Raw genomic sequence first — 23,275 nt, forward strand, 5'->3', positions numbered from 1 at the left:
TTTTAGGGGTTTTTCGCCATTTTTACTTAACTTTTTGCTGCGCCCAAAATCCTTGTAACCTTTATTTGCTCAAGGTTGTCAAGTTATTCAGCAAACCCTAAATACCTATCAAAACCTTAACGCAAATAAATTTTATAGACTCAATACAATACGCTTTCTAAAATTTAATATCCATATTGAATAATCAAATCTTCCGCAATCGATCTAATAGTATTTTGTTCTGATTCTGTTAGTTTAGGTTTAGAAGATTTACGAGAAGAATCGATCGCTCGATCTCCTTTGGTGTTACCAGGATAAGTTTTATTTGGTTGATGAAATTTATAATATTCTAAAACACGATCGCTCCAGGGTAAATCGAGAAATTTTAGAATATCTGACATCATATTTTGAGAATTATCGATTAAATCTTCATACCGAAAGTTAAATACTTGGAGTCCTTTTTCTTGATAAATTTCTAAGGCTTGATTTTTATATTTCCATACCATAGCACCTAGAGAAATTTCATCTAAACTATCAAAATCTAGCTGCTTGATTTCAGGGAAAAAGGGAATGAATCGTCTTAATTCTGTTGCGCCACAGCGTTTAATCCAGCTACCTTGGGTGTTTTTTAGTGCAGACATTGAAGATATAGTGCTGTAAGGATTACGAACAATCCAAAGAATTTTAACTTTAGGAAAATGACGCGCAATATACTCGACGTTAAAAATATGTTCTGGTAACTTCAAACAAATCGATTTTTTTTGTAGTTGATGGGAATATAAAGCGATCGAAGAAGGAAAAGGAAAAGGGGAAGGAAACTCTGTTTCATCAATTCCTTGAATCTGAGGATGAGCTTGTAGCATTAACAGTGCTAAAGTAGTTCCGCTACGCTGACAGCCTAAAATTAAGATTAAATTATCTGATAAAGCAGGGGAAAATACTCTTAGGTTTACAGCATCTCTCAGAATATTTTTTTGTTCAACAGTGAGATTTCCTTTAATTACTCCTTCTAACGGTTTTAGGACATTTAACAGATTATTAGATTGATTCTGACGTGCCATAAATCTCATGCAGCTAATTGCTCTTCTATTTAAACACGAACTTTTGTAAAAGCTATTAAGTTGAGAAATCAGGAAAGAAAAATATTGGGGGATAGTGGTTGGTGGTTAACGGTTAGTTGTTCTTAGTTGGTTTTTATTAGGTGTTAACAACCAACTTTAATTTGTTCCTCTCCTCCTAAATCAAAGGCATCGTGAACTATTTGTAAGGCTTTGATGCCATCAGCTTCGGCGATGACACAGCTAATTTTAATTTCAGAAGTAGAAATCATTTGAATATTAATATTTTCCTTCGCTAAAGCTCTAAAAAGTTTCGCTGCTACACCTGGTTGTCCTAACATTCCTGAGCCAACTACACTTACTTTTGCGATCGCCTTATCAAGAATAATTGATTCGTAGCCAATCTCGGCTGCTAATTGACCAATAGCACTTTTAGCAACTTCCGCATCTCCTTGTGACACAGTAAAGGCAATATCGCGGGTGGGAACATCATTAATTACACGACAACGTTGCGATTGAATAATGGTGTTTACACTAACATTATGTTCGGCTAATGTACTAAAAATCTGGGCTGCTTTTCCTGGTCTATCGGGTACATGAATCACTGCAACACGGGCTTTATGAACATCTAGAGCCACACTTCGGACAGCAGGAGTATCCGCGTTAACAATTCGAGAAGCGTTAGGAAAAGAAGAACTATCGATAGCAAACGCCTCACAAAGAATTTGCGAAGCGCGATCGCAATCAGCACGGTTAATAACGCAGCTTACCTTGACTTCTGAGGTGGAGATCATTTGAATGTTAATACCAGCGTCAGACAAGCTTTGAAACATCTTTGCTGCAATACCAGGACGACCAATGATACCCGCTCCTGAAATGGCTACTTTCGCAATCTGGCTGTCAACCATCACTTCTGCATCTGTACTGCTACTATTACCGAGAATGGGTGCTATGGCTTGACTAATAGCTTCTGCTTTTGATAAAGCTTTCTCTACTACTGTATACGCAATATCGTTGGTATTGGATTCATGAACTGACTGAATAATTAAATCGACATCTATACCTTGGTTAGAAATTTCCCCAAATAGTTTAGCAGCTACCCCTGGACAATCAGGAATCCGTAAGAGGGCTACTTTTGCTTGATCGGTATCCACCTCTACCCCATCCACTGCTTTAGCTAATTCTAAGCCTTCTAGCGATCGTGGTTTGGGTTCGGGAGATGTTACCCTAGTACCTGGTGCATCGCTCCAACTAGACAGCACAACCAAAGGCATTCCAAAATTACGAGCAATTTCTACCGCCCTGGGATGCAACACACTAGCCCCCAAACTAGCTAATTCCAGCATCTCATTAGCGGTAATTTCATCCATTAATTGAGCTTCTGATACGATACGAGGATCGGTAGTTAAAATACCAGGAACATCAGTATAAATTTCGCAACGATTAGCTTTCAAAGAAGCTGCTAAAGCTACCGCAGAGGTATCCGAGCCTCCTCTTCCGAGGGTAGTAATTTCTAATTCTGCTCGACTGCTAATACCTTGAAAACCTGCAACAACAACAACTTCTCCTCGATCTAGATGTTTTTGTAAGCGATCTGTTTTAATCTGTAAAATTCTGGCGCGAGAATAGGCTGCTTCTGTAACGATACCTACTTGCGCCCCTGTCAGTGAAACTGCGGGTTGTCCTAATTCTTGTAACGCCATACTGAGAAGAGCAATAGATACTTGTTCTCCAGTAGAGAGCAACATATCCATTTCACGACGGGAAGGGTTGTTCGTAATTTGTTGCGCTAAATTTACTAGAGTATCGGTGCTTTTCCCCATCGCAGACACTACCACTACTAAGCTATTGCCTTGCTGTACTGTCTGATAAATTCTTTGGGCTACTGCTTTAATTCTTTCTACTGTCCCAACAGAAGTCCCGCCATATTTTTGAATTACTAACGCCATCTATCTGTATATTCCCTAACCCACTAGAGCACCGCCTATCTTATCATTTAACAGTAATCAGTAACCAGCGTTGTTTCTTGATAGTTGCTGGGTTGAATTTGTGTCGTTTGAATAATTGGTTGAATGGTGTCCGCCTTTGACCAACTCTTTATTCTCGGTTTATGTCCCTGAAATTAAAAACCAGTTAAATTTTACCTACTTCATTAAGTTTTAATTAATTTTTTATCGAGTAAGGCTTCACAAGATTATAGAAATACTATCAAGTCACACTGGCTATTACTCAATGAACTTGTTCCGAGTAGGTTTAGTGAGATTATACTTAGACATCAGCTTGGCTTGCTCAAAAGCTGGATAAAAAATCATTATTGCCAAAATCCCACCTGCTATCAATAACGCTAACAAAACGTAGAGATTGAACCCAAAAACAAAAGCAATTCCTGAATTAAGACCCAATATCATTGTGAGATATATAACTAGAAGAATAAATTTTTGACTAAACCCTTTTTTACGCAACCTGTAAGCTACAATGGCGATCGCAGCTAACACGACAGCTATAGTTGGAGGAATTGCCCAACCCCCAGCCACAGCTATAGGTAAAGCCATAGAAAGACCTAATATAACAGCAAGTTCCAAATAGGATGGTTGATTAGTCTTGAGAGTACAGCGACGAAAAACTGGATGACATCTCTTTTCGATTTTAATTCCTGGAGAAGGATGGCGTTCAATGCGACAGTATTGTATGCTCCCTTGTCCTAATGTTTGAATCGAGATCCCCTCTTGTTTTCCATCATAGATGTGACAACGACGAATAGTAGGATTACTGTTATTAATTAGCACTCCTGCGTTAGTATTGCGATAGATATCGCAGTCTTCGATAGTTCCTAATCCCTGTTCTTTAATCGATATTCCGCTTTGTTTGCCATCATAAATACGACATTGACGGATTGTGGGATTGCTATATGTATCAATACTTACTCCCACTCTAGTATTACCGTAGATGTCACAGTCTTCGATGATTCCTAATCCACTTTCTTTAATCCAAATTCCGTAACTTTTGCCATCATAGATACGACATTGACGGATAGTAGGATTGCTGCCATTGATACTCACTCCTGGATAAGTGTTGCCATAAATGTCGCAGTCTTCGATGGTTCCTAATCCCTTTTCTTTGATCGATATTCCGCTTTGTTTGCCATCATAGATACGGCATTGGCGGATAGTGGGATTGCTGCCTGTATCGATATACACTCCTGGATAAGCATTACCATAAATGTCGCAGTCTTCGATGGTTCCTAATCCCTTTTCTGTAATCCCAATTCCGTTACTTTTGCCATCATGAATACAACAGTTCCGAATTACTGGATTACTACTTGTTTCAATCGTTAGTTCTGGATAATTACCATTGTTATAAATATTACAGTCTTCGATCTTTCCTTGACTATTTTCTGTAATCCGAATTCCACAGCCTTTTCCATCATAAATTTGGCATCGGCGTATAACTGGATTGCTGCTTGTATTAATACTTACTCCTGGATTGATATTGCCATAAATCTCGCAGTCTTCGATAGTTCCTTGACTATTTGCTTCAATCGATATTCCGTTACTTTTGCCATCATAAATACGACAATGACGGATATTAGGATTGCTACCTGTAGCGATGTAGACTCCTGGATGAGCATTGCCGAAGATATCGCAGTCTTCGATTGTCCCTAATCCGTTTTCTTTAATCCGAATTCCATTGCTTTTTCCATCATGAATTTGGCATCGAAGAATCAAAGGATTTGCCGTATGACCATGAATTAAGACGCAACCATAGGAATCAGATGTAATATCACAATCTTCCAGGATTAATTTTCCTTGGTAAATTTGTACAGCAAAACACTTATGTCCTTTTTTTCCATTACATCCTCGCAAAGTTAAGCCTCGCACTATGGCTTGTTCTGTGTGCATCAGAATACAGCTAGCGTCAGTACTCTCAATAACAATATTGGAGACTTGCCCATCTCCTAAAATTTCTAGAGTTTTATTAATAACAAGACTTTCCCTATATATCCCTGGCTTTACTAAAATTCTAGTTTCAGGTTCGGCGTTGTCGATCGCTTCCCCAATCGTTTTGTAGTCAGCAGTGTCCGATTTAGCAACAACGACTGTTTTTCCTGGGAATGAGTTTCTACTTATCACTGCCTGAAAGTCTTTTCTGTCTTTTAAGAATTATATAACAATTCTTGGTTGTCAGAAGTATGTCAGGCGTGGAGTCAGGGAATAAGGCTTTCGAGATTGTTTACGCTTGTTTAAATTCGTACTGTATTGTTAGGAGAAACGCTATAGATGCATTATTGCACGATGGAATTGGCGAATTTAGAAAAAATGCGATGTTATGCCCCGTTTTTCTGCCAATCTTCTCCTAAATTACTCTTGACAACTAGCTTTCAAGCTTAACTTGTTACCAATGATGCGACAGTATTGTATGCTTCCTTGTCCTAATGTTTGAATCGATATTCCGTTTTGTTTGCCATCATGGATGTGACAACGACTAAGAGTAGGATTGCTGTTACTAATTAGCACTCCTGAATAAGCATTGCGATAGATGTCGCAGTCTTCGATGATTCCTAATCCCTTTCCTGTAATCAATATTCCGTTTTGTTTGCCATCATAGATAAGGCATTGACGGCTCGTGGGATTACTGCTAGAATTAGCACTCCTGAATAACTATTGCGATAGATGTCGCAGTCTTCAATGATTCCTAAGTAATTTAGACAAAATTAATTGTATATTTGAAAATTAAGCAGTAAGCGGTGCTGGTCTAAAGCGATCGCGAAAAGATTAGTTAGTCATAGATGCAATTAATATTAGTGTTGTAGAAATTTTCCAATCCAGACTACGATGAGATGCATTTGTGATTTGACTCAAGATACATTAAAACTTTTAAAACGAATTTATCGTAACAGTAAATATTATCAAGTGAGACAGAGAGCGCACTGTATTCAGTTAAGTTATCAGGGTTACTCGAGCGCAGAATTAATAAGAATATTTGAGGTAAGTCGTAATACAATTTATAACTGGTTTAATGCTTGGGAATCATCAAGATTTGCGGGACTGTATAATCATCCAGGACGAGGGAGAAAAAAAATATTAAATGTTAATCAAGAACAACAAATCAAAAAATGGGTTAAAGAGACTCCCAAAAATCGGGAAAAAGTTCAAGAAAGAATAGAAAAAGAAGGGGAAATTACAATAAGTAAAAAATAGAAATATTCTGGCGATTTATTAAATATCAATGGCTAAAAATAGATGCTCTTGAAGAGTTATTCTACCTTGATTAAAGCTGTAGAAGATATCCTAATAAACTTTGGCAGCAAATACACAATTAATTTTGTCTAGGTACTTAGATACTGTCTGGATTCTTGTCACTGGAAGCATAACTTTTCCATGACGGAAAGCTTACACTTCCAATGCACTGCAGAAAACCTATACTTCCAATTTTTCTTGGTTTCAAATCTATTCACAACACTTTTATGTTGTCGCAGTTCAAAAGTTCTACCTTGATACTTAGAAACAGAATTATCGTTACTAGGGCATTATTTGGCATTGCTATAGAAACACCTATTCAAAACTTGCTACCAATCTATTGGGAGTCAACAATAAATACAAACAGGGAATTACTAACAAAGCAATTAGAGTAGAAGCAACCAAACCAAAACCGATCGCACTAGCTAAAGGAAACCAAGTCGGATCGCTCAATGCCAAGGGAATGACACCGACAATAGTAGTAATACTGGTAGTTAAGATCGGGCGTAATCTATCGGCTGCGCCTCTGGCTGCTGCATCTCGCACATTCATCCCTTTTGCTCGATGAGTATTCATAGTTTCGATCATGACGATCGCATCATTAACGACAATGCCAGTAAGAGCAATAATCCCAATTACCGCAGGGAAAGAAATCGGGATTTGTAAGAGGAAGAAGCCGAGAAATGTACCAATGAAGGCAAAGGGAATTGCTAACATAATGATAAAAGGTTGAGTAAAAGAACTAAATTGAATTACTAATACGGCAAAAACTAGGAAGAGAGCAACAATTGCCATTTGTCCAGCAGAAGAAAAGGTTTCCCCTTGGGTTTCTAATTCTCCAGCAAATTTATAGTCGTAACCTTGACCCCAGTTTCCTTTCATTTCAGCTAATTTGGGTTCTAAATCGGCAACAATTTCCCCTACGGTACGACCTTTATTTTTGGCTAACACTGTAACTGTGCGTTGGGCATCTTTATGAGTGATCGATAAAGGTGCATTACCCAATTCTGTTTCTAATAGTTGACTACCTGCAATAGTTTCTCCATCTTGATTAAACAAAGGAATGCTTAACAATTCATCGCGACGAGTGGGCCCGCCAATCCCTCCATCACGGGAAGCCCACATTGTACTGAGGCGAATTTCTAAATCTTCTTCTCCCCCACCAATAGGAAAGTCCCCGATATCATTATCGGTCATCATATAGCGTCCTTGGGTGGCTAACTCATCATCAGAGATACCGTAGAAGTTCATGGCTTCGCGACGGGGACGCAACTTAATATCTGGTCGTAATGCACCTAAATCATCTCGTACATCGATTGCTCCATCAATTTGTCTCAAGGCTAATTGTACTTCTCCAGAGATACGGCGCAACTCGTCCATATCTGTACCCGCCAGTTCAATTTCAATGGGGTCACCTCCTTCTCCTGTAGATTGGGCATTAACTACTAGAGATGCTCCTGGATACTGACGTAGTGCTGTATTTAATTCTGACCGTAAATCATCTATATATTCAAAAGAAAGCTGGTCTCTGTCTTCTTCTGGGGTAAAAATAGCGGAAAAACCCACTAAATAATTACCACTATCGGGTTTGATGCCACTTTCTTGGACTAAGCCACTCCTTTGTCCCACTAACTTAATGACGCTTTCTAGATAGTCTTTCTCCCGCAATAATTCTCCTATTTCATCAGCTACTTTTTGAGAACTATCGAGGGTAGTAGTAGGAGGTAATTCGATATTGACACTTAACTTGCGTCCATCACCATTAGGGAAGAGACTAGAAGGAACAGTCCCTACTAGGATAGTTGAAGTGATAAATAAAGCGATCGCACCAAAAGCAAATATCTTAGCTGTAGTTTTATTGCGGATGGTAGTGACGAGACTCCAATTACGGAATTGTTCAGAAGCCTTTTCCGTCAGGCGATCGATCTTACTTTTCTGATCTTTAGCTTTAATATTGCCCAATAAATAACGAGATAGGGGAATATCCACCAGTAAGGCAATTATATAACTAAGTAAGAGACAAACAATGGCACTAATGGGAATGAGGCGCACAAATTTACCCATTGTCCCGCTAATTGCCATCAAGGGGGCTAATGCCAGAATAGTAGTTAGTTGACCAGAAAAAGCTGGGACAGCATAGGTTTTAACAGTTTTTAAGGCAGCCTGATTAAAACTCAACCCTTCGACAAATATGCCGTCGTGCATTCCTTCCATCATCAGAATGAATACATCTACGAGTAACCCCAATGCCAGAATCATCCCGATTTGCACCATTTTATTAAGGGTGAAACCGAATAAAAATAGTACTGCTAATGTTCCTAAAAAAGTCAAAGGAATCGATAAACCAGCAATGATTGCCTCTCGCCAAGTTAGGGCAAATAAGAGGACAATAAAAACCCCTAAAACCCCTTGCCAAGCATTATTAAATACATTGAGCAAATCTTTATTAATTTCATCAGCATCGGTATTAATCACTCGATACTCCATCCCGTAGGGCCAAATACTCGGATTTTGTTGAGCTGTAGCGATCGCTGATAAGGAATCATCAATAACTTTAATGGTATCTGAACCTGGAATTTTAACTAGATCTACATTAATAACTGGTTGAAAATCTCCTCGATCCGAACTTAAAAAAGCCCGATTCTTCTCTCTTTCTAAATCTCGCCTAACTTCTGCAACTTCTTGTAATCTGACAACTCTTCCTTCCGTCTCACCGCCTAAACGAGTTACAGGCAAGTTACGTAAATCCTCTAAACTGCGAAATCTACCGTAATAGCGCAACTGTGTGCCAATTTCGTCACTTTCAATCTGATCCCAAGGGAAATCTCGATTTCCCTTTTGAATGGCATTGGCTACCTGGGTTGCAGATACTCCCATAGTTGTCATGCGGGAGGGCATAAGCTGAACGTGAATAACCTCTTCCCGATTCCCACTCAAATCTACTTTGCGGACATTAGGGACAGTTTCTAAAATATCTTCGATATCTTCGGCTGCTTTACTCAAGACTGCTAAATCAAGCTCCCCATACAAACCCAGGGTTAATACAGGAGTATCTTGGGTCGATATTTGCTCTACCTTCGGTTCATCTGCATCATCAGAAATCTCTGGTTTAGCTTCGTCTACTTCCGCCCTAACCAAAGAGATGGATTCCGCTATCGGGGCTTCGGCTTCAAACTCCACCTGAATCAGTGACGAACCATCAAAAGAAGCACTACTTAAATCTTTTAAACCCCTTAGTGATTTTAATTCCTTCTCAATCTTATCTGTAACCTGATTTTCAATAGTTTCGGGGTCAGCACCACCCCAATTAGTTTGGATAGTTGCGATCGCAATATTAATATCAGGATCGCCTTCTTTCACCATCGTAGATGCACCCATTAAGCCCCCCACAATCAACAATAAAGATAGCAGAATGGCAAATACTGTCTGGAGAAAGAAAAACTGTGCCAAAGGCGATGCTTTAATAGGATCGGGTGCATCGTGTTTTTCCTTGGGTTCAGTTGTATCTGGGGGAGGTAGTAGCTGACTCATGAGTTATTTCTGCATCGGCGAATGCGATAAGATGCGTGGGAATAATATATCTTACATCAAGTATTTGAGCCACTTTGATTTATACTGATTTAATTTTAAATTGGGTCATTTCGATGTTAACTTTAAGATATTTTTATTTAATCAATTTTTCTAGCATGGCTATCGAACAAGAGAAAAATCTGGAAGAAGCATCTGATTTTCTGGAAAATGAAAATAATTCCCAGGTTATAAAAACTACTCCTCAAAAACCGAAGTGGTTATTAATGTTAGGTGCAATCGCTATTTTTGCGGGAGGGATTGCAATTTGGCGTTCAATTTCTAGCCCGCAACAATCAACTGTAGAAGTAGCTGAGGCTGATAATATCGAACAGGCAAGATTAACAGTAAAAACTGTTACCGCCAATTTAGAACCGATTCAAGCATGGAGCTATGGTGACGGTTATGTCAGTGCCATAACTAAAAAACATCTCACTTTTCAAGCAGAAGGCACAATTGATTATTTAAAAAAAATAGACGGCAGAGATTTAAGAGAGGGAGATCGGGTAAGCAAAGGAGAATTGTTAGCTAGAGTAGATCGCCGTAAATACGATGCAGATATTACCGTAGCAGCAGCAGGACAAATTGAAGCTAAAAACCAAGTTCTTAATACAGTTGCCAGCCTCAGACAAGCAGAAGAGTCTTTGGCACAAACACAAGCCGATCTTGAGAAAGCCAAAACCGATGAAGCCTTTGCCCAAGCAGACTTAAAAAGGTATCGGGAACTAGCATTAGAAGGGGCAGTAGAACAGCGACAAGTAGATGTTAAAGAGACGGAGTATAAAAATGCCCAAGCTGCGGTGAGAGCGACAGAAGCGGGGGTGCGTTCGTCTCAAGCCCAAGTAGCTGCTGCCCAAACTCAAGTAGAAACTGCCGAAGCAGGAGTAAAATCGGCAAATGCCAAACTCTCTCAAAGTAATGTAGATAGTGAGGATACAGAACTAATTGCCCCTTTTGATGGTGTTATTTCTCGTCTCAATATTCGCGAAGGAGAATACTGGACACCTCAATTAGTTAATATAGTTGGTGACTATCAGGGGATTGTGGAAAGATTGCCCATTATTATTATCGATCCCAATCGGTTTGAAGTTAATGTGGAGTTACCCGCTTTTCAAGGAGCGCAAGTAAAACCAGGACAAAGAGCTTTGATTATTTTAGATCGAGATCGCTCAAAAGCTAATTCGGGACGTGTTACTGGAGAAGATTTAATCAAATTAGCTAGTGCAGAAGGAACGGTATTTTCTGTTAGTCCCTCTGTATCCCCTGGAGCGCGGTCGGTTCGAGTTACCATTCGCATTAACGAAGGCTTTGCTAATCTTCAAGATGGAGAACAAATATCTGCTTGGATAGCGACCGAAGAGAAAGATCGAGCAATTGTAGCACCATTTAATAGCTTTATATTTCGCGATCGCCATACCTATGTTTTTGTTGTCAATGAAGCAGAAGGAATTGTCGAACAAAGAGCGATCCAACAGGGAATTGAAGGATTAGCTAAACGAGAAATTCTTGAAGGAGTAAAGCCAGGAGAAAAGTTAGTCACAGAAGGAAAAAACCGTCTCGTAAATGGCGCACCTGTAGAAATTATTCCTTATTAATTGCTATTTTAGTCAGTGATTATATTTCTCAGAGAACTAATAAATAGTTATTCTTGTTCAATCTTAGAAGATATTTGTGAACAATAATCATTAACATTTTATCAGGGAATAGTTTTAAGTCGGATAGGGTAAAGTAAGCAAGAGCGTAATAGTTTTTTCGTTTATTTCGATTGTTGCGTTTATTTCGTTTAACTTTTAAACTGGGTATGTAGAAGCAATTACTGATAAGCTTCTAAAACTAATTAATCTCTGACAAATTGTAGGTGTTGACTATGGTAACTACTACTCAGTTAAGTGAGCCTCATATTCCATCTGAGTCTGAAATTAGCCTTTCTCAAGAAAGTAGCCGTATTTTGGCTTCTCATTTAAAACATCGTAACTTGACTCAAACACTTAAAGTTATAGAAGAAGATGGAAGCGAACAAATTCTAGAAATTCCTTCAACTGCGTATCAGCTTTTGATTGATATCCTTTCCCAGATGGCTCAAGGGAACGCCGTTACTTTAATCCCAATTCATGCAGAATTAACAACTCAAGAAGCAGCAGACATATTAAATGTTTCTCGCCCATATTTAATCAAATTACTAGAATCCCAAAAAATACCTTTTCATAAAGTAGGTCGTCATCGAAGGATTCGCTTTGAAGATTTAATGAATTACAAAACCCAGATTGATAGTGACAGAATGCAAGCACTTGATGAACTTGCAGCACAAGCACAAGAATTAAACATGGGTTATGAATGATAGATGGGTTCTGACTTTACAGTAATTTATGATGCCTGTGTTTTATATCCAGCACCTCTAAGAGATTTATTGATGCAGCTTGCTTTAAGCGATTTATATCGAGCGCGTTGGACAGATGAAATTCATCAAGAATGGATGCGTAATGTTCTCAAAAATAGACCAGACATAATACAAAGACAGCTTACACGCACTAAGGATTTAATGAATCGCAGCGTTCGTGATTGTCTAGTTACAGGATATGAATGGATAATTCCTTCTTTAAATTTACCCGACTTAGATGATCGACACGTTTTAGCAGCAGCAATTCAAGGACAAGCGGATGTTATTGTTACGTTTAATTTGAAGGATTTTCCCAATTCTATTTTGAATAAATACGAGATTGAAGCACAGCATCCCGATCTTTTTATTGCCTATCTTATCGATCTTTATCCATTACAGATTGCTAATGCTGCGGAAACTTGCCGTAAGCGTTTGAAAAATTTTCCAAAATCTATTGATGAATATTTAGTAATACTCCAAAAACAAGGATTAACAGTAACAACTTCTCTACTAAAAAAAATAATTTTTGGAAGTTAAAATTTGTTTTTCTGTTTAAATAAGTAATAATTGAGAATCTTTAATTTATTTAGTTTATTTTGCCTTAAATTAGGCAAAATCGTCCCATAATCAAAAACTGTAAATCGATAATAGTAAAGCATGAATATGAGATTGAATATCTTCAAGCATCGCAGATTATTAAGACTATGGTTGTCTGGTATTACTATTTTGAGTACGGTTTTAACTACACAGCTTGCTGTAGCAGAAACAGTGATGGAAAAAGTATCCAGAACAGGAGTTTTAACCGCAGGGACAAGTAAAGATGCATTTCCTTTTGCTTATGCTGACAATCAAGGTAAGTTAGTCGGCTATTCTGTAGATATGCTAACTCTAATTCAACAACAAATAGAACAAGAATTAGGTCGCAAAATTCAATTAAGATTAGTCGCTCTCGAACCACAAGCAAGAATTCCTCAATTGATTAGTAATGATGTGGATATTGTTTGCGATGCGAGTAGTTTTACTTGGGAAAGAGATCGAAAAATTGATTTTTCTGTTAGCTACGGAATTACAGGAACAAGACTATTAGTTAAGCAAAGTGATTATGCAACTGTTTCTCAATCTTTAACTAATAAAAAAATTGGTGTCTTACCAGGAACAACCAATGAATTAGCTATAAAACGGGCTGAACCAAACGCACAAATAGTTTATGTTCAAGATCGTAATGAAGGTCGTTCTGCTTTAGAAAAAGGAATTATTGATGCTTTTGCTGATGACGATATTTTACTTAACAGTTGGTTACAAAATATTAGCAATGCTGAAAATTTTGCAATTGCTGGTTATTATTCTCAAGAAGGCATTGCCTGTATGATTCCTGAAAATAATTCGCTATTTCTTAATAATATCAACTATGCTTTAGTTCGTTTTATGCAAGGTTTTCTTGAGGGGAAACAAACATCTGTAATCTTATTTGATAACTGGTTTGGCGATCGAGGTAAAGTTTCTTTGACTAGAGATTTACGAGATTTGATGTTAGAAAATATGCAACTTATTGTTGATTTTAAAGAAGAAATATCTCCACAGTAATTATAGATTATGGTAGTTTCAAATAATATTTGTCGAGAGTATTCGTATCTTATATTTAATTGTACCTACCTACTTACTCGATATAATATTTGAGTGAAAAATGCGATTTCTTTCATCTCTATATACAAACTTTCCGTAAACTAAACAGTGATATACTTCACTTTTTTTGTCTTTGGTATTTCATCAATTTTTTACTATTGATTATGACTAAAAGCTTGACTTACGAACAAGAATTACTAATGTCTGTAATTAGAGATGAGTGGATTAAAGTTCCTTTTGATACTTCTCCTGTTAATAAAAAAAAAGCAGAGGCAGCAATTAATCTAACTTACGAAAGTATGGAAGAAGGCAAGCCTAAAGAAATTGTCTGGTTTGATAATCCATTGGATGCAGCAATTTGGATAATCGATAATTTAAACTATCTCGAACAATTAAAAGATGTTCCTGATACTAATTATAAGACAGGCACATTTTCCGTTGTTTCTCATCAAATTACTTGGGAAGATGAATTGATAGATTATCTGGTTAATTTGAGATGCGACAAATTAATTAATCATTGTTTTTTAGCTTAATCGATTCCAATAACTAAGTTAGTTTGAATCAGACGGACTATGATGGATAGCATACTCTTTAACATTGAAGTTTAGATTGAAGTCAATGTTGCCTACTATCACCCCAGACAAAATCGATCTACCCCCTGGAACACTGCTACATTTTCCTGGGACTTTAGCTGATTACGAACAGATTTTAGCTCAATTAGGAGATCGTGCTATTCCCCGTATTCGTTTTCGAGACAATCATATTTTACTGATGAGTCCCCTACCAGAACATGGCAAAGAAATAGATATTATTGCAGATATCGTAAAAGCATTACTACGCCATCAAAATCGAGATTGGGATAGCTTTCATCCTATAACTTTAAGGCATGGCAAAGAAGCGGGATTAGAACCTGATGCTTGTTTTTATATTGACAATTATCAGGCAATATTGGGGAAACGCAAGCTAGATATGGGCATCGAGCCACCACCAGATTTAGCGATAGAAATTGATGTAACTTCTTTTACTCGCATTGAAGACTATATCCCTTTAGCTATTCCTGAAGTTTGGATTTATAAAAAAAGTGAATTGAATATATATCAATTTAAAGATAATATTTATTTAGCAACAGATAAAAGTAAAAATTTTCCTGATTTTTCAGTTAAACAAATTATTCCTCAATATGTTAATCGAGCTTGGGAAGTTGGTTCTAGTATAGCTTTAAGAGAATTTAGTCAACTTTTGTTGTAGATATAGTTTTAGAAAAAGCAATCAGATTTTTTGTCTAGATTTATTCCCTATTGTAATGTTTTCAATGAAAATAATTGAATATAAGCAAGGTAACCTCTTGAAAGAAAATACCGAAGCTCTCGTCAATGCGGTTAACTGTGTTGGCGTGATGGGTAAAGGTATTGCTTTGCAATTCAAACAAGCATTTCCTGAAAACTTCAAGCAATATAAAAAAGCCTGTGGTGCGAAAAAAGTTCAACCAGGGCAGATGTTTACCACCTCTACAGACAAACTATTCCCCAAATACATTATTAACTTTCCTACCAAACGTCATTGGAGAGGAAAATCAAAAATAGAAGATATTGAATCTGGATTAAAAGCTTTAGTTGAATCAGTAAAACAATTTGACATCAAATTTATCGCCGTTCCTCCCCTTGGATGCGGTAACGGTGGATTAAACTGGGCGCAAGTCAAGTCTATGATTGTTAATGCTTTTGTTGAATTACCAGATATTCAAGTAGTAATTTTTGAGCCAGGAGACTCACCAGTAGAAGATCGGACAAAGTCGCTACCAAAAAACCAAAGATGACTCTTGCTCGTGCTTTATTTATTCGGTTGTTAGAAATATCTGAAATTCCAGGTTAAGTAGCTGGCAGAATTAAATAGAAAACGTTCAGTATGGTATTGTCCTTTGCGAGCGCGAGCTTCTATTCCATTCATAATTGCTCTGGCTAAGTCATAACTTATTATTAAAATAGGTTGACAATTCAAACTCGGAACAACTGCAATCAAATTTTCAATTCCAGTAATATTAGTCAGATTGAATTCATTAGAACTTAAAGTTAACGTTGACTGGTTTCCTAAAAAGTTTTTTAGCGATCGCAAAATCCCATTAAAGAACAATAAATTGTTATAAAATGTTACTATGTTTGATAGATTAGCTAATTAAACGTGGTGAGATTTATGATATTAATCTCGATCTTACTGTGGGTTACAAGCTATCTAATAATCGTACTGCTGATGTGGTAACAATTATTCCTTTAACTTCAAATTTACAGCGTATTTACATGATTGAAGTTTTGCTACAGAATAATTATATTGGTTTACAAAAAGAGTCTCCAGTACAAGCGCAACAAATTAGAACAATTTCTCAACAACGCATCAATAGCGAAAAAATAAGTAAATTAAATCTGAAATTAATCAAATCAGTTAATTCTGCTTTAAAATGACATTTTAGATTAGCTCAAATAACTTCTGAGTTTGTTAATTATAGCAATAATATAGAACGAGCAAATAGCCAACATAGATAGTTTAAATTATGTCAATTATTCATGGTAGTTGGATTTCTGAAAGTAATATTTTCTTTATTTGGGGAGAAACCTGGCTTTCATTGGTTAATCTCAAATTCACTGATGAAACAACAGAAATTGTAACTAACTCGTTTTGTTTAGGAAGGACAGAATTAACTGCTTTTTTGCAAGAATATAATTTAAGTTTTACAGCAGAAGAGAAAGATATTACAATTACAATTCCTAGTATTAAAACCAGAAAGAATCAACCATTAGTACCAGTATTTTCTCAGAGTTTAACTTCTCTGGAAACCAAAGATATTAAAAAACTACAGTTACAAAATTGGCAAGTTACAGGAATAGCTTTAACCCCTCAAGAAGCTATTAAATTTTTATCTCAATTACCTTTAAATCAAGCAGACTATATTGCACCAGAACTTTCTTTTTGGACACAGCTTTATCGTTGGGTTTTAGATTTAATTGTTAAAGGTAAATTTATCTCAGGAATTGCAGCTACCGAACACAATACTAAAGGTATTTGGCAACCTTTATTAGATAGTGAAATAGAGCGTACTAGACTAGCAAAATTTAGCCAATTAATGCCTGAGAGTTGTTTAGCTTATAACAGTGAAAATCTGCAAGAGCAAGAATTGCTACTGGATTTTTTAACTTATATTCTTGATGCTCAAGTACGAGAATGGTTAGATTATACTGCTGCAACGGCTCATAATATTACTGTCAATCCCTGGTTGCGATCGCTTTCTGAATCAGATAGTATTATAGATACTGATGCTAAGAATTTACAACGTTTACAAAATGCTCTTTATAATTGGCAATTACCGCTACAAGAATACATAGTTAGTCAAGATAATAATAATTTAGCGCAAAATCGTTATCGGTTGGCTTTAGCTCTCGAACCACCAGTACAAGACAAAAAACAGTCAGCACAAGGAAATTGGCAGCTACAATATTATTTACAAGCATTAGATGATACTGATTTTATAGTTGATGCAACAACTATTTGGGGTTGTAGTAGTGAGACTTTAGATTATCAAGGTAGAAGTATTGAAAACCCTCAAGAAATACTCTTAAAAGGTTTAGGATTAGCTACCAGATTATACGAACCAGTTGCTAATAGTTTAGAAGAAACTAATCCTGTTAGTTGCGAACTAAATCCCATTGAAGTTTACCAATTTATTCGCGCTATAGCATGGCAATTACAAAATAATGGTTTGGGTATTATCTTACCTCCTGGATTAGCTCCAGGAGACAATGAACAACGGCTAGGTATTCAAATTACTGCGGGCGTTACACAAAAAAAAGATACTCGTTTAAGCCTACAAAGTTTACTCGAATACAAATTACAAATCGCTGTCGGTGATACCACTCTTTCTAAAGCTAAATTCGAGAAATTATTGGCTCAACAATCTCCTATTGTAGAAGTAGATGGTAAATGGTTAGCCCTGCAACCAGCAGACGTTAAAGCAGCCCAAGCTATTTTAAATAAATCCAATGAAGAGATGAGCTTGTCGGTAGAAGATGCGTTACGTATCGCCACAGGAGACACTAAAACCTTAGCAAAACTTCCTGTAGTAAAATTTGCAGCTAAAGGAATTTTAGAAGAGTTAATTAATAATTTAACTGATAATAAAGGTGTCGAACCGATTACTAATATTAAAGATTTAAAAGGCACATTAAGACCCTATCAATCTCGTGGTGTCGGCTGGTTATCATTTTTGGAAAAATGGAGTTTAGGAGCTTGTTTAGCAGACGATATGGGACTCGGTAAAACCATTCAGCTAACAGCTTTTGTCTTAAATTTACATAATAACAACAAACTAAATAAACCTACTTTAGTAGTTTGTCCCACTTCAGTATTGAATAATTGGGAACGAGAAGTACAAAAATTTGCTCCTACTTTATCTACAGTAATTCATTATGGCGATCGCAGAAAAAAAGGGAAAACATTTGTTAAGGAAGTCAATAAAAAACATTTAGTAATTACCAGCTATTCTTTAGTGTATCGCGATCTTAAAACATTTCAACAAGTAGATTGGGAAGGCATAGTACTAGACGAAGCCCAAAATATTAAAAATCCCTCTGCAAAACAATCACAATCAGTCAGAGAAATTCCCACAGGTTTTCGGATAGCTTTAACAGGAACACCTGTAGAAAATCGCTTAAGTGAGTTATGGTCAATTCTTGATTTTCTCAATCCTGGTTTTTTAGGAACAAAGACATTTTTTCAAAAAAGATTTGCTTTACCAATAGAAAAATATGGAGACAAGCAATCTTTAAATATTTTACGTTCTTTAGTACGTCCCTTTATCTTACGTCGTCTAAAAACTGATACTAATATTATTCAAGATTTACCAGAAAAACAAGAGATGAATGTCTTTTGTGGACTGACAACAGAACAAGCCGAAATTTATCAAAAGTTAGTCGATGAGTCTATGGAAAAAATTGATAACGCAGAAGGTATACAACGTCATGGCTTAGTACTAACATTGCTAATGCGTCTCAAGCAACTATGTAACCATCCCGAACTCAAAGATAGTAAAAATCAAAAATCAATCAAACTTTCTCCCGATTTTGGTAGTCGTTCGGGTAAATTAATGCGTTTATCAGAAATGCTGGAAGTAGTATTAGAAGAAAACGACAGAGCCTTAATTTTTACGCAATTTTCAGAATGGGGAAAACTGTTAAAACTCTATTTACAAACAACTCTCAAAACAGAAGTAATTTTCTTATATGGTGCAACCAAACGCGCTCAAAGACAAGAAATGATCGATCGCTTTCAAAACGATCCTAATGGGCCTAAAATATTTATACTCTCCCTAAAAGCTGGCGGGACGGGACTTAATTTAACCAAAGCAAATCACGTCTTTCATGTAGATCGTTGGTGGAACCCCGCAGTGGAAAATCAAGCCACAGATAGAGCCTTTCGTATCGGTCAAAAACGTAACGTTCAAGTTCATAAATTTGTCTGTAGCGGTACGTTAGAAGAAAAAATAAATGACATTATCGAAAGCAAAAAAGAACTAGCAGAACAAACTGTAGATGCTGGAGAACAATGGTTAACCAGAATGGATACAGATCGTCTTCGTAGTTTATTATTATTAGATCGCGATCGCATTATAGACGAAACTGATTAGTTAGTGGTTAGTTGTTGGTTGTTCGTGGCTGGTGGCTCTAATTCGAGCATTCCCTTGCGCGACCGAAGGAAGTCCTTTAGGGTCTTACGCCGCCCTAAAGGATACCGCTCCGCATAACGCGGGGTCTCGAATTTGTTCCTCCTCCGCGCCTCTGCACCCCTGCTTCCTCTGCTTCCTTATCCCTCATCCCTCACCCCTCACCCCTCATCCCTTAAAAGTGGACTTACCCCAGAAGCAAATATAAAATTAGAGTGGATGTTTAGTTACTTTGGATACACCCTCATGTCTCAACCGATACTATCGATTGTTGTTCCTACCAGAGAAGGCTTTGCTGAACATTGGCTGAATGAGTTAGTAAAAATTAAGGGAGATGTCGAGTTTATCTTAGTTCATCCTCCAGGGATGAAAAAGCACCCCAAAGTAGATGAACGTTTACAACAAATAAATAGCTCTTTTCGTGGAGAAATTATTCAAAGAATGACAGGGATGCTTAATGCATCGGGAAAATATCTTTTAACTGTTAATTGTGATGAATATTTAACTCCTGATATCGTTCAAATAGCAACTGATTATTTCGCTGCATTTCCTGATTCTTGGGTAGTCAGACTAAGCAGAAATAATTTTAAGTTTGGAGATAAATCTAGCTTAGACAAACCTTGGGCAGATTTTTCACAACTAAAGTCAATGCCTATTTGTCCCATGTCTGAAGATAAAAAGCAAGAGACAAACTTATCCTATAACGCAGGAAATTGTTTATTAGAAATACCCATTGCACCTCTAGATACTAAATTTGATTTTGGCTGCTTTTTTAGAACTAGAAAAGACCATCATGGTATCCATACGGAAAACTTTGACAAAAAGATTTGGAAGAACGAATTATTGCAACCAACTCTGCAAGATATTCTAGAAACTATGAAAATTTTTGGACCAGTAAAATATGTTCCTTTTTGGTGTTTAGATCGTCTTTTAGGTTTATTTATTCAAGCAAAATTTTTTAAAAAAGGTAAAATTATCGGTCATTTATTACCTCAACCAGAACAAATTAGAATTGAAGAAAATCCCCCTGAATATAAAAAATCTCGCCGATTTTATGTCTTTGCAGAAATACTATTACTACGTAAATTTCAAAATTATGGCTATCTCTGGAATTTAATTGTGGATCAAATTCGCGGTAGTTTAGTCAGAGGATTTAACTTTGCTTTCCGTCGTTCTTAGAGACTGTTTATTAAACAAAAATTAAATGCTAATGTAGGTTGTGTTAGCGGTCAGACCCCACAGTCGTCTTATTTATCCAAGAGATGGGGACTACTATTTTGGTACTTTTGCGTAATATCACACAAGGCAGATATGTACCATCTGTTAGATAAACACTACATCGAAAACTTTCGCCATATAAATAATCATCAAAAGGCTCTATATCTCGTTCTAAAAATTTAGCAATTATGTCTTTCATTGTTCAGATCGAGCTATTTTCTTTTAGATATGTTGTTTTCGATCATTTTATGTAGATCGTTTTTTTAATCCGAGCAAAATAATAGCGATCGCAAAAAACACAAAATCTCTATCAGTTTCTTTAGTGATCCAAATCATATTACCTTCCAAAAGATGCTCATATTATGTAGTTAGTTATTTAATATCTAATGATAAATGTCTCAAAATATCGATACTATTACTCAAGAAATCAAAAAAGTAGAGTTAACTATTTTTAATGTTAGAAAAGAAATTAAATCTACTAAGAAAAAAGTTGCTGATTATAAAAAGAATTTCAAAAAAGATCGAAAGCAACAAAGCGAGTTATTAAAAGAAAATCTAGAATTACAAGCTCAATTAGCTGATTTAATTCAAGAAGCAAAAAAAGCTCAAGATGAACGCGATCACGAAGTGGCAGGCTTCGCCTGATCGCAATTTGGAAGAATTAAATATTTTAAATGCAAAGATAGCTGATTATAAACAATTTTGTGAGCAGGTAGGTAACATTGAATCTGCTGACAAAGACGATGTAATTAAACAAGCAGAAAAATTATTATTCAAATAAATCTAATTTGTAAATTAAGCTTGATAAAGGTTTGATTTTTTTCTTTATATAAGTTTCCAAATCTATGTCTTGTAGATGATGGAGTATCTAATTTTGTATTATAAAATAAATAATCTTTCAAAATATTATCTTTAATCACATGATAAAGTACTAAGTCTCCTTGTTTTCTAACTAAGATACTACCGTTTGCTGTATAATTACCATCCCAGTTTTTACTAGGGAACATTCCTAATAGTACAGCTTTTAAATAATCTTTTACACGACAAATTTCGTTTTCATTGGTTACTAGATCGGTTATTTTAGCTCCTTCTCCACTATAATATTTAGTAAGCATCTTAGCCAAAATTTCTGGCATTAGAGAATCAACTTTCTTGAGGTTATTGCTATGAACTTCCTTTTCGCATTTGACAAATTCAAGAGTAGAATTTAATTCACGTATACGTAATAAACGATCTCGAATTTTATATTTTGTTTTGATATCATTAATCGCATCAATATCTGCATTGAAATTATTAATTCTAAAAATAAAATTAGTAGCAGAGGAAGCATTTAACAATGTAGGTAAAGACCCAATATCTGATTTAATATCAACATTTTGAGACGAATATTGTATTCCATCATGATTAAATGAAATATTTATATCACCCTTACTGTAAGAAGAGCCTTTAAAAGAGTTTATTTTTAGTAGTTCAAAATATTCTTGTACTTTAGGCATAACAAAAGAACTACCTTTTGAGCTTTCTATTGTTTGATAAATTTCTTCTATGCTTATTTGCTCTATAAGCTCTTTTACCGTCAATGTTTTGATTTTTGTACCAAGTAGATCTCTAATTTCAACCTGACCATTATTTTTAAGGTACTCAATGTCTGCTTTATTATGTTTGATTTTAAAAACCACTACATATTCATTAAGGGGATTTCCTTCTTTGTTTCCAAAGGATAAATATTTGTCTAAAAGCAATCGCATAAATGCATAAAATTCACTCCATTCTCCTTTATTCAAACGACCTTTCAATTGTCTCTCCTTATTTGCTTTCTTTATCGTGTTATTTTCTAAATATTCTTTTACTTGTCCAGCAACATGATAAACCACATCAACACAAACACTGTTTCCTAATTGTTTCATTGCTTCAGTGTTAGAAACTGGAAATTGAAAATTATTAGGAAATCCCATCATTTTTATGCCTTGTTCTGGCTTTATACGAACTACTTCCCCATCAACTAAATAACCGTCCCAATTTCGACGATCATCTATAGGCGATCTTCTTCCTCCAACCCGCAATGTAAAACCAATATCTCTACTACAATTACCTTCCCAAACATCGCTCATAGTCATTTTTAAAGGGATTGGTAATGGAAAATTAAAAGCCCAAAAAGTATCTATAAGTTCTTTATTAAATCCGACAATAAAAATTCTTGGACGATGTTGTGGTAAACCGTATTCCGAAGCTTTAAGAATTTTGTAATTAACAGTGTAACCAACACTTTCTAAATGCTCACAGATAATTTTAAAAGTACGTCCGTTATCATGTTTTAGAAGATGTCTAACATTTTCAATAATATAGGCTGATGGTTTTTTGCCTCTAAAATATCTACAATACAAAAAATAAATTACCTCTTTCAGATTTGTCACCATCATTAAAACCTTTTTTATAACCTGCTTGGGAAAAAGGTTGACAGGGGAAACCCGCACACAATATATCATGATCTGGAATATCAGAAGGAACT

Annotated in this window: 17 protein-coding genes and 3 pseudogenes; 12 read left to right on the forward strand and 8 right to left on the reverse strand. The window is 36.1% G+C overall.

What is annotated here, in order from left to right:
* Positions 1 to 164 precede the first annotated feature (164 nt).
* The 4 genes and pseudogenes from H1P_RS16105 to H1P_RS16120 all read right to left on the reverse strand — a co-directional run.
* Entirely contained in the window at positions 165 to 1,040 is an 876-nt protein-coding gene (locus tag H1P_RS16105; protein WP_186375995.1) for a sulfotransferase family protein, read from the reverse strand.
* Positions 1,041 to 1,183: 143 nt separating this feature from the next.
* A complete protein-coding gene (locus H1P_RS16110) occupies positions 1,184 to 2,986 on the reverse strand; it encodes an aspartate kinase (RefSeq protein WP_144869077.1) in 1,803 nt (600 codons plus the stop codon).
* A gap of 276 nt (positions 2,987 to 3,262) precedes the next feature.
* On the reverse strand, positions 3,263 to 5,167 hold the full coding sequence (locus H1P_RS16115; protein ID WP_144869080.1) for a right-handed parallel beta-helix repeat-containing protein: 1,905 nt from the start codon (positions 5,165 to 5,167) through the stop codon (positions 3,263 to 3,265).
* 228 nt (positions 5,168 to 5,395) lie between these two features.
* Positions 5,396 to 5,668: pseudogene (locus tag H1P_RS16120) on the reverse strand (right-handed parallel beta-helix repeat-containing protein); the annotation flags it as partial.
* Positions 5,669 to 5,887: 219 nt separating this feature from the next.
* Between H1P_RS16120 and H1P_RS16125 the strand changes: the two are divergent.
* Positions 5,888 to 6,235, forward strand: a complete 348-nt coding sequence (locus H1P_RS16125; RefSeq protein WP_246141731.1) for a helix-turn-helix domain-containing protein — start codon at positions 5,888 to 5,890, stop codon at positions 6,233 to 6,235.
* A gap of 354 nt (positions 6,236 to 6,589) precedes the next feature.
* Here the strand turns inward: H1P_RS16125 and H1P_RS16130 are convergent, their stop codons facing one another.
* A complete protein-coding gene (locus tag H1P_RS16130) occupies positions 6,590 to 9,805 on the reverse strand; it encodes an efflux RND transporter permease subunit (protein ID WP_144869087.1) in 3,216 nt (1,071 codons plus the stop codon).
* Between the two features lie 155 nt (positions 9,806 to 9,960).
* Here H1P_RS16130 and H1P_RS16135 point away from each other — a divergent pair, with 155 nt between their 5' ends.
* The 10 genes and pseudogenes from H1P_RS16135 (at position 9,961) to H1P_RS16185 (ending at position 20,727) form a co-directional block, all read left to right on the forward strand.
* A complete protein-coding gene (locus H1P_RS16135) occupies positions 9,961 to 11,436 on the forward strand; it encodes an efflux RND transporter periplasmic adaptor subunit (protein ID WP_144869090.1) in 1,476 nt (491 codons plus the stop codon).
* A 272-nt stretch (positions 11,437 to 11,708) separates the two neighbouring features.
* A complete protein-coding gene (locus tag H1P_RS16140) occupies positions 11,709 to 12,179 on the forward strand; it encodes a helix-turn-helix domain-containing protein (RefSeq protein ID WP_144869093.1) in 471 nt (156 codons plus the stop codon).
* 3 nt (positions 12,180 to 12,182) lie between these two features.
* Complete coding sequence (locus tag H1P_RS16145; protein ID WP_144869096.1) at positions 12,183 to 12,755, forward strand: PIN domain-containing protein; 573 nt, start codon at positions 12,183 to 12,185, stop codon at positions 12,753 to 12,755.
* Between the two features lie 126 nt (positions 12,756 to 12,881).
* A complete protein-coding gene (locus H1P_RS16150) occupies positions 12,882 to 13,802 on the forward strand; it encodes an amino acid ABC transporter substrate-binding protein (protein WP_144869124.1) in 921 nt (306 codons plus the stop codon).
* 203 nt (positions 13,803 to 14,005) lie between these two features.
* Positions 14,006 to 14,374: a hypothetical protein gene (locus H1P_RS16155; protein ID WP_144869099.1), complete on the forward strand. Its 369-nt coding sequence runs from the start codon at positions 14,006 to 14,008 to the stop codon at positions 14,372 to 14,374.
* A gap of 85 nt (positions 14,375 to 14,459) precedes the next feature.
* Complete coding sequence (locus H1P_RS16160; RefSeq protein WP_144869102.1) at positions 14,460 to 15,089, forward strand: Uma2 family endonuclease; 630 nt, start codon at positions 14,460 to 14,462, stop codon at positions 15,087 to 15,089.
* A 70-nt stretch (positions 15,090 to 15,159) separates the two neighbouring features.
* Positions 15,160 to 15,710: pseudogene (gene darG / locus H1P_RS16165) on the forward strand (type II toxin-antitoxin system antitoxin DNA ADP-ribosyl glycohydrolase DarG); the annotation flags it as partial.
* Between the two features lie 302 nt (positions 15,711 to 16,012).
* Positions 16,013 to 16,297 carry a type II toxin-antitoxin system PemK/MazF family toxin gene (locus tag H1P_RS16175; RefSeq protein WP_144869109.1) on the forward strand — a complete coding sequence of 95 codons (285 nt, stop codon included), beginning with the start codon at positions 16,013 to 16,015 and terminating at the stop codon, positions 16,295 to 16,297.
* A gap of 89 nt (positions 16,298 to 16,386) precedes the next feature.
* On the forward strand, positions 16,387 to 19,512 hold the full coding sequence (locus tag H1P_RS16180; RefSeq protein ID WP_144869112.1) for a DEAD/DEAH box helicase: 3,126 nt from the start codon (positions 16,387 to 16,389) through the stop codon (positions 19,510 to 19,512).
* A gap of 282 nt (positions 19,513 to 19,794) precedes the next feature.
* Positions 19,795 to 20,727, forward strand: a complete 933-nt coding sequence (locus H1P_RS16185) for a transposase (RefSeq protein ID WP_144869115.1) — start codon at positions 19,795 to 19,797, stop codon at positions 20,725 to 20,727.
* Between the two features lie 43 nt (positions 20,728 to 20,770).
* On the opposite strand, the gene H1P_RS16190 is transcribed toward H1P_RS16185, so the two are convergent.
* Positions 20,771 to 20,965, reverse strand: coding sequence for a hypothetical protein (locus H1P_RS16190; protein WP_144869118.1), 195 nt, complete (start codon positions 20,963 to 20,965; stop codon positions 20,771 to 20,773).
* 194 nt (positions 20,966 to 21,159) lie between these two features.
* Here H1P_RS16190 and H1P_RS16195 point away from each other — a divergent pair, with 194 nt between their 5' ends.
* Positions 21,160 to 21,411, forward strand: coding sequence for a hypothetical protein (locus tag H1P_RS16195; RefSeq protein WP_144869121.1), 252 nt, complete (start codon positions 21,160 to 21,162; stop codon positions 21,409 to 21,411).
* A 128-nt stretch (positions 21,412 to 21,539) separates the two neighbouring features.
* Here the strand turns inward: H1P_RS16195 and H1P_RS37495 are convergent, their stop codons facing one another.
* Positions 21,540 to 22,883 carry an HpaII family restriction endonuclease gene (locus tag H1P_RS37495; protein WP_425461537.1) on the reverse strand — a complete coding sequence of 448 codons (1,344 nt, stop codon included), beginning with the start codon at positions 22,881 to 22,883 and terminating at the stop codon, positions 21,540 to 21,542.
* 42 nt (positions 22,884 to 22,925) lie between these two features.
* Positions 22,926 to 23,244, reverse strand: a pseudogene (locus H1P_RS39865) (DNA cytosine methyltransferase); the annotation flags it as partial.
* Between the last annotated feature and the right edge of the window lie 31 nt (positions 23,245 to 23,275).

This window comes from Hyella patelloides LEGE 07179 (assembly GCF_900659865.1).
Classification (GTDB): Bacteria; Cyanobacteriota; Cyanobacteriia; order Cyanobacteriales; family Xenococcaceae; genus Hyella; species Hyella patelloides.

Excerpts from the sequence above, each read along its gene's own strand:
- H1P_RS16195 (WP_144869121.1), top strand. The coding sequence starts at position 21,160 with ATGTCTCAAAATATCGATACTATTACTCAAGAAATCAAAAAAGTAGAG.
- H1P_RS16180 (WP_144869112.1), top strand. The coding sequence starts at position 16,387 with ATGTCAATTATTCATGGTAGTTGGATTTCTGAAAGTAATATTTTCTTT.
- H1P_RS16145 (WP_144869096.1), top strand. The coding sequence starts at position 12,183 with ATGGGTTCTGACTTTACAGTAATTTATGATGCCTGTGTTTTATATCCA.
- H1P_RS16105 (WP_186375995.1), bottom strand. The coding sequence starts at position 1,040 with ATGGCACGTCAGAATCAATCTAATAATCTGTTAAATGTCCTAAAACCG.
- H1P_RS16160 (WP_144869102.1), top strand. The coding sequence starts at position 14,460 with ATGTTGCCTACTATCACCCCAGACAAAATCGATCTACCCCCTGGAACA.
- H1P_RS16135 (WP_144869090.1), top strand. The coding sequence starts at position 9,961 with ATGGCTATCGAACAAGAGAAAAATCTGGAAGAAGCATCTGATTTTCTG.
- H1P_RS16155 (WP_144869099.1), top strand. The coding sequence starts at position 14,006 with ATGACTAAAAGCTTGACTTACGAACAAGAATTACTAATGTCTGTAATT.
- H1P_RS16190 (WP_144869118.1), bottom strand. The coding sequence starts at position 20,965 with ATGAAAGACATAATTGCTAAATTTTTAGAACGAGATATAGAGCCTTTT.
- H1P_RS16140 (WP_144869093.1), top strand. The coding sequence starts at position 11,709 with ATGGTAACTACTACTCAGTTAAGTGAGCCTCATATTCCATCTGAGTCT.
- H1P_RS16130 (WP_144869087.1), bottom strand. The coding sequence starts at position 9,805 with ATGAGTCAGCTACTACCTCCCCCAGATACAACTGAACCCAAGGAAAAA.
- H1P_RS37495 (WP_425461537.1), bottom strand. The coding sequence starts at position 22,883 with ATGACTATGAGCGATGTTTGGGAAGGTAATTGTAGTAGAGATATTGGT.
- H1P_RS16110 (WP_144869077.1), bottom strand. The coding sequence starts at position 2,986 with ATGGCGTTAGTAATTCAAAAATATGGCGGGACTTCTGTTGGGACAGTA.
- H1P_RS16185 (WP_144869115.1), top strand. The coding sequence starts at position 19,795 with ATGTCTCAACCGATACTATCGATTGTTGTTCCTACCAGAGAAGGCTTT.
- H1P_RS16150 (WP_144869124.1), top strand. The coding sequence starts at position 12,882 with ATGAGATTGAATATCTTCAAGCATCGCAGATTATTAAGACTATGGTTG.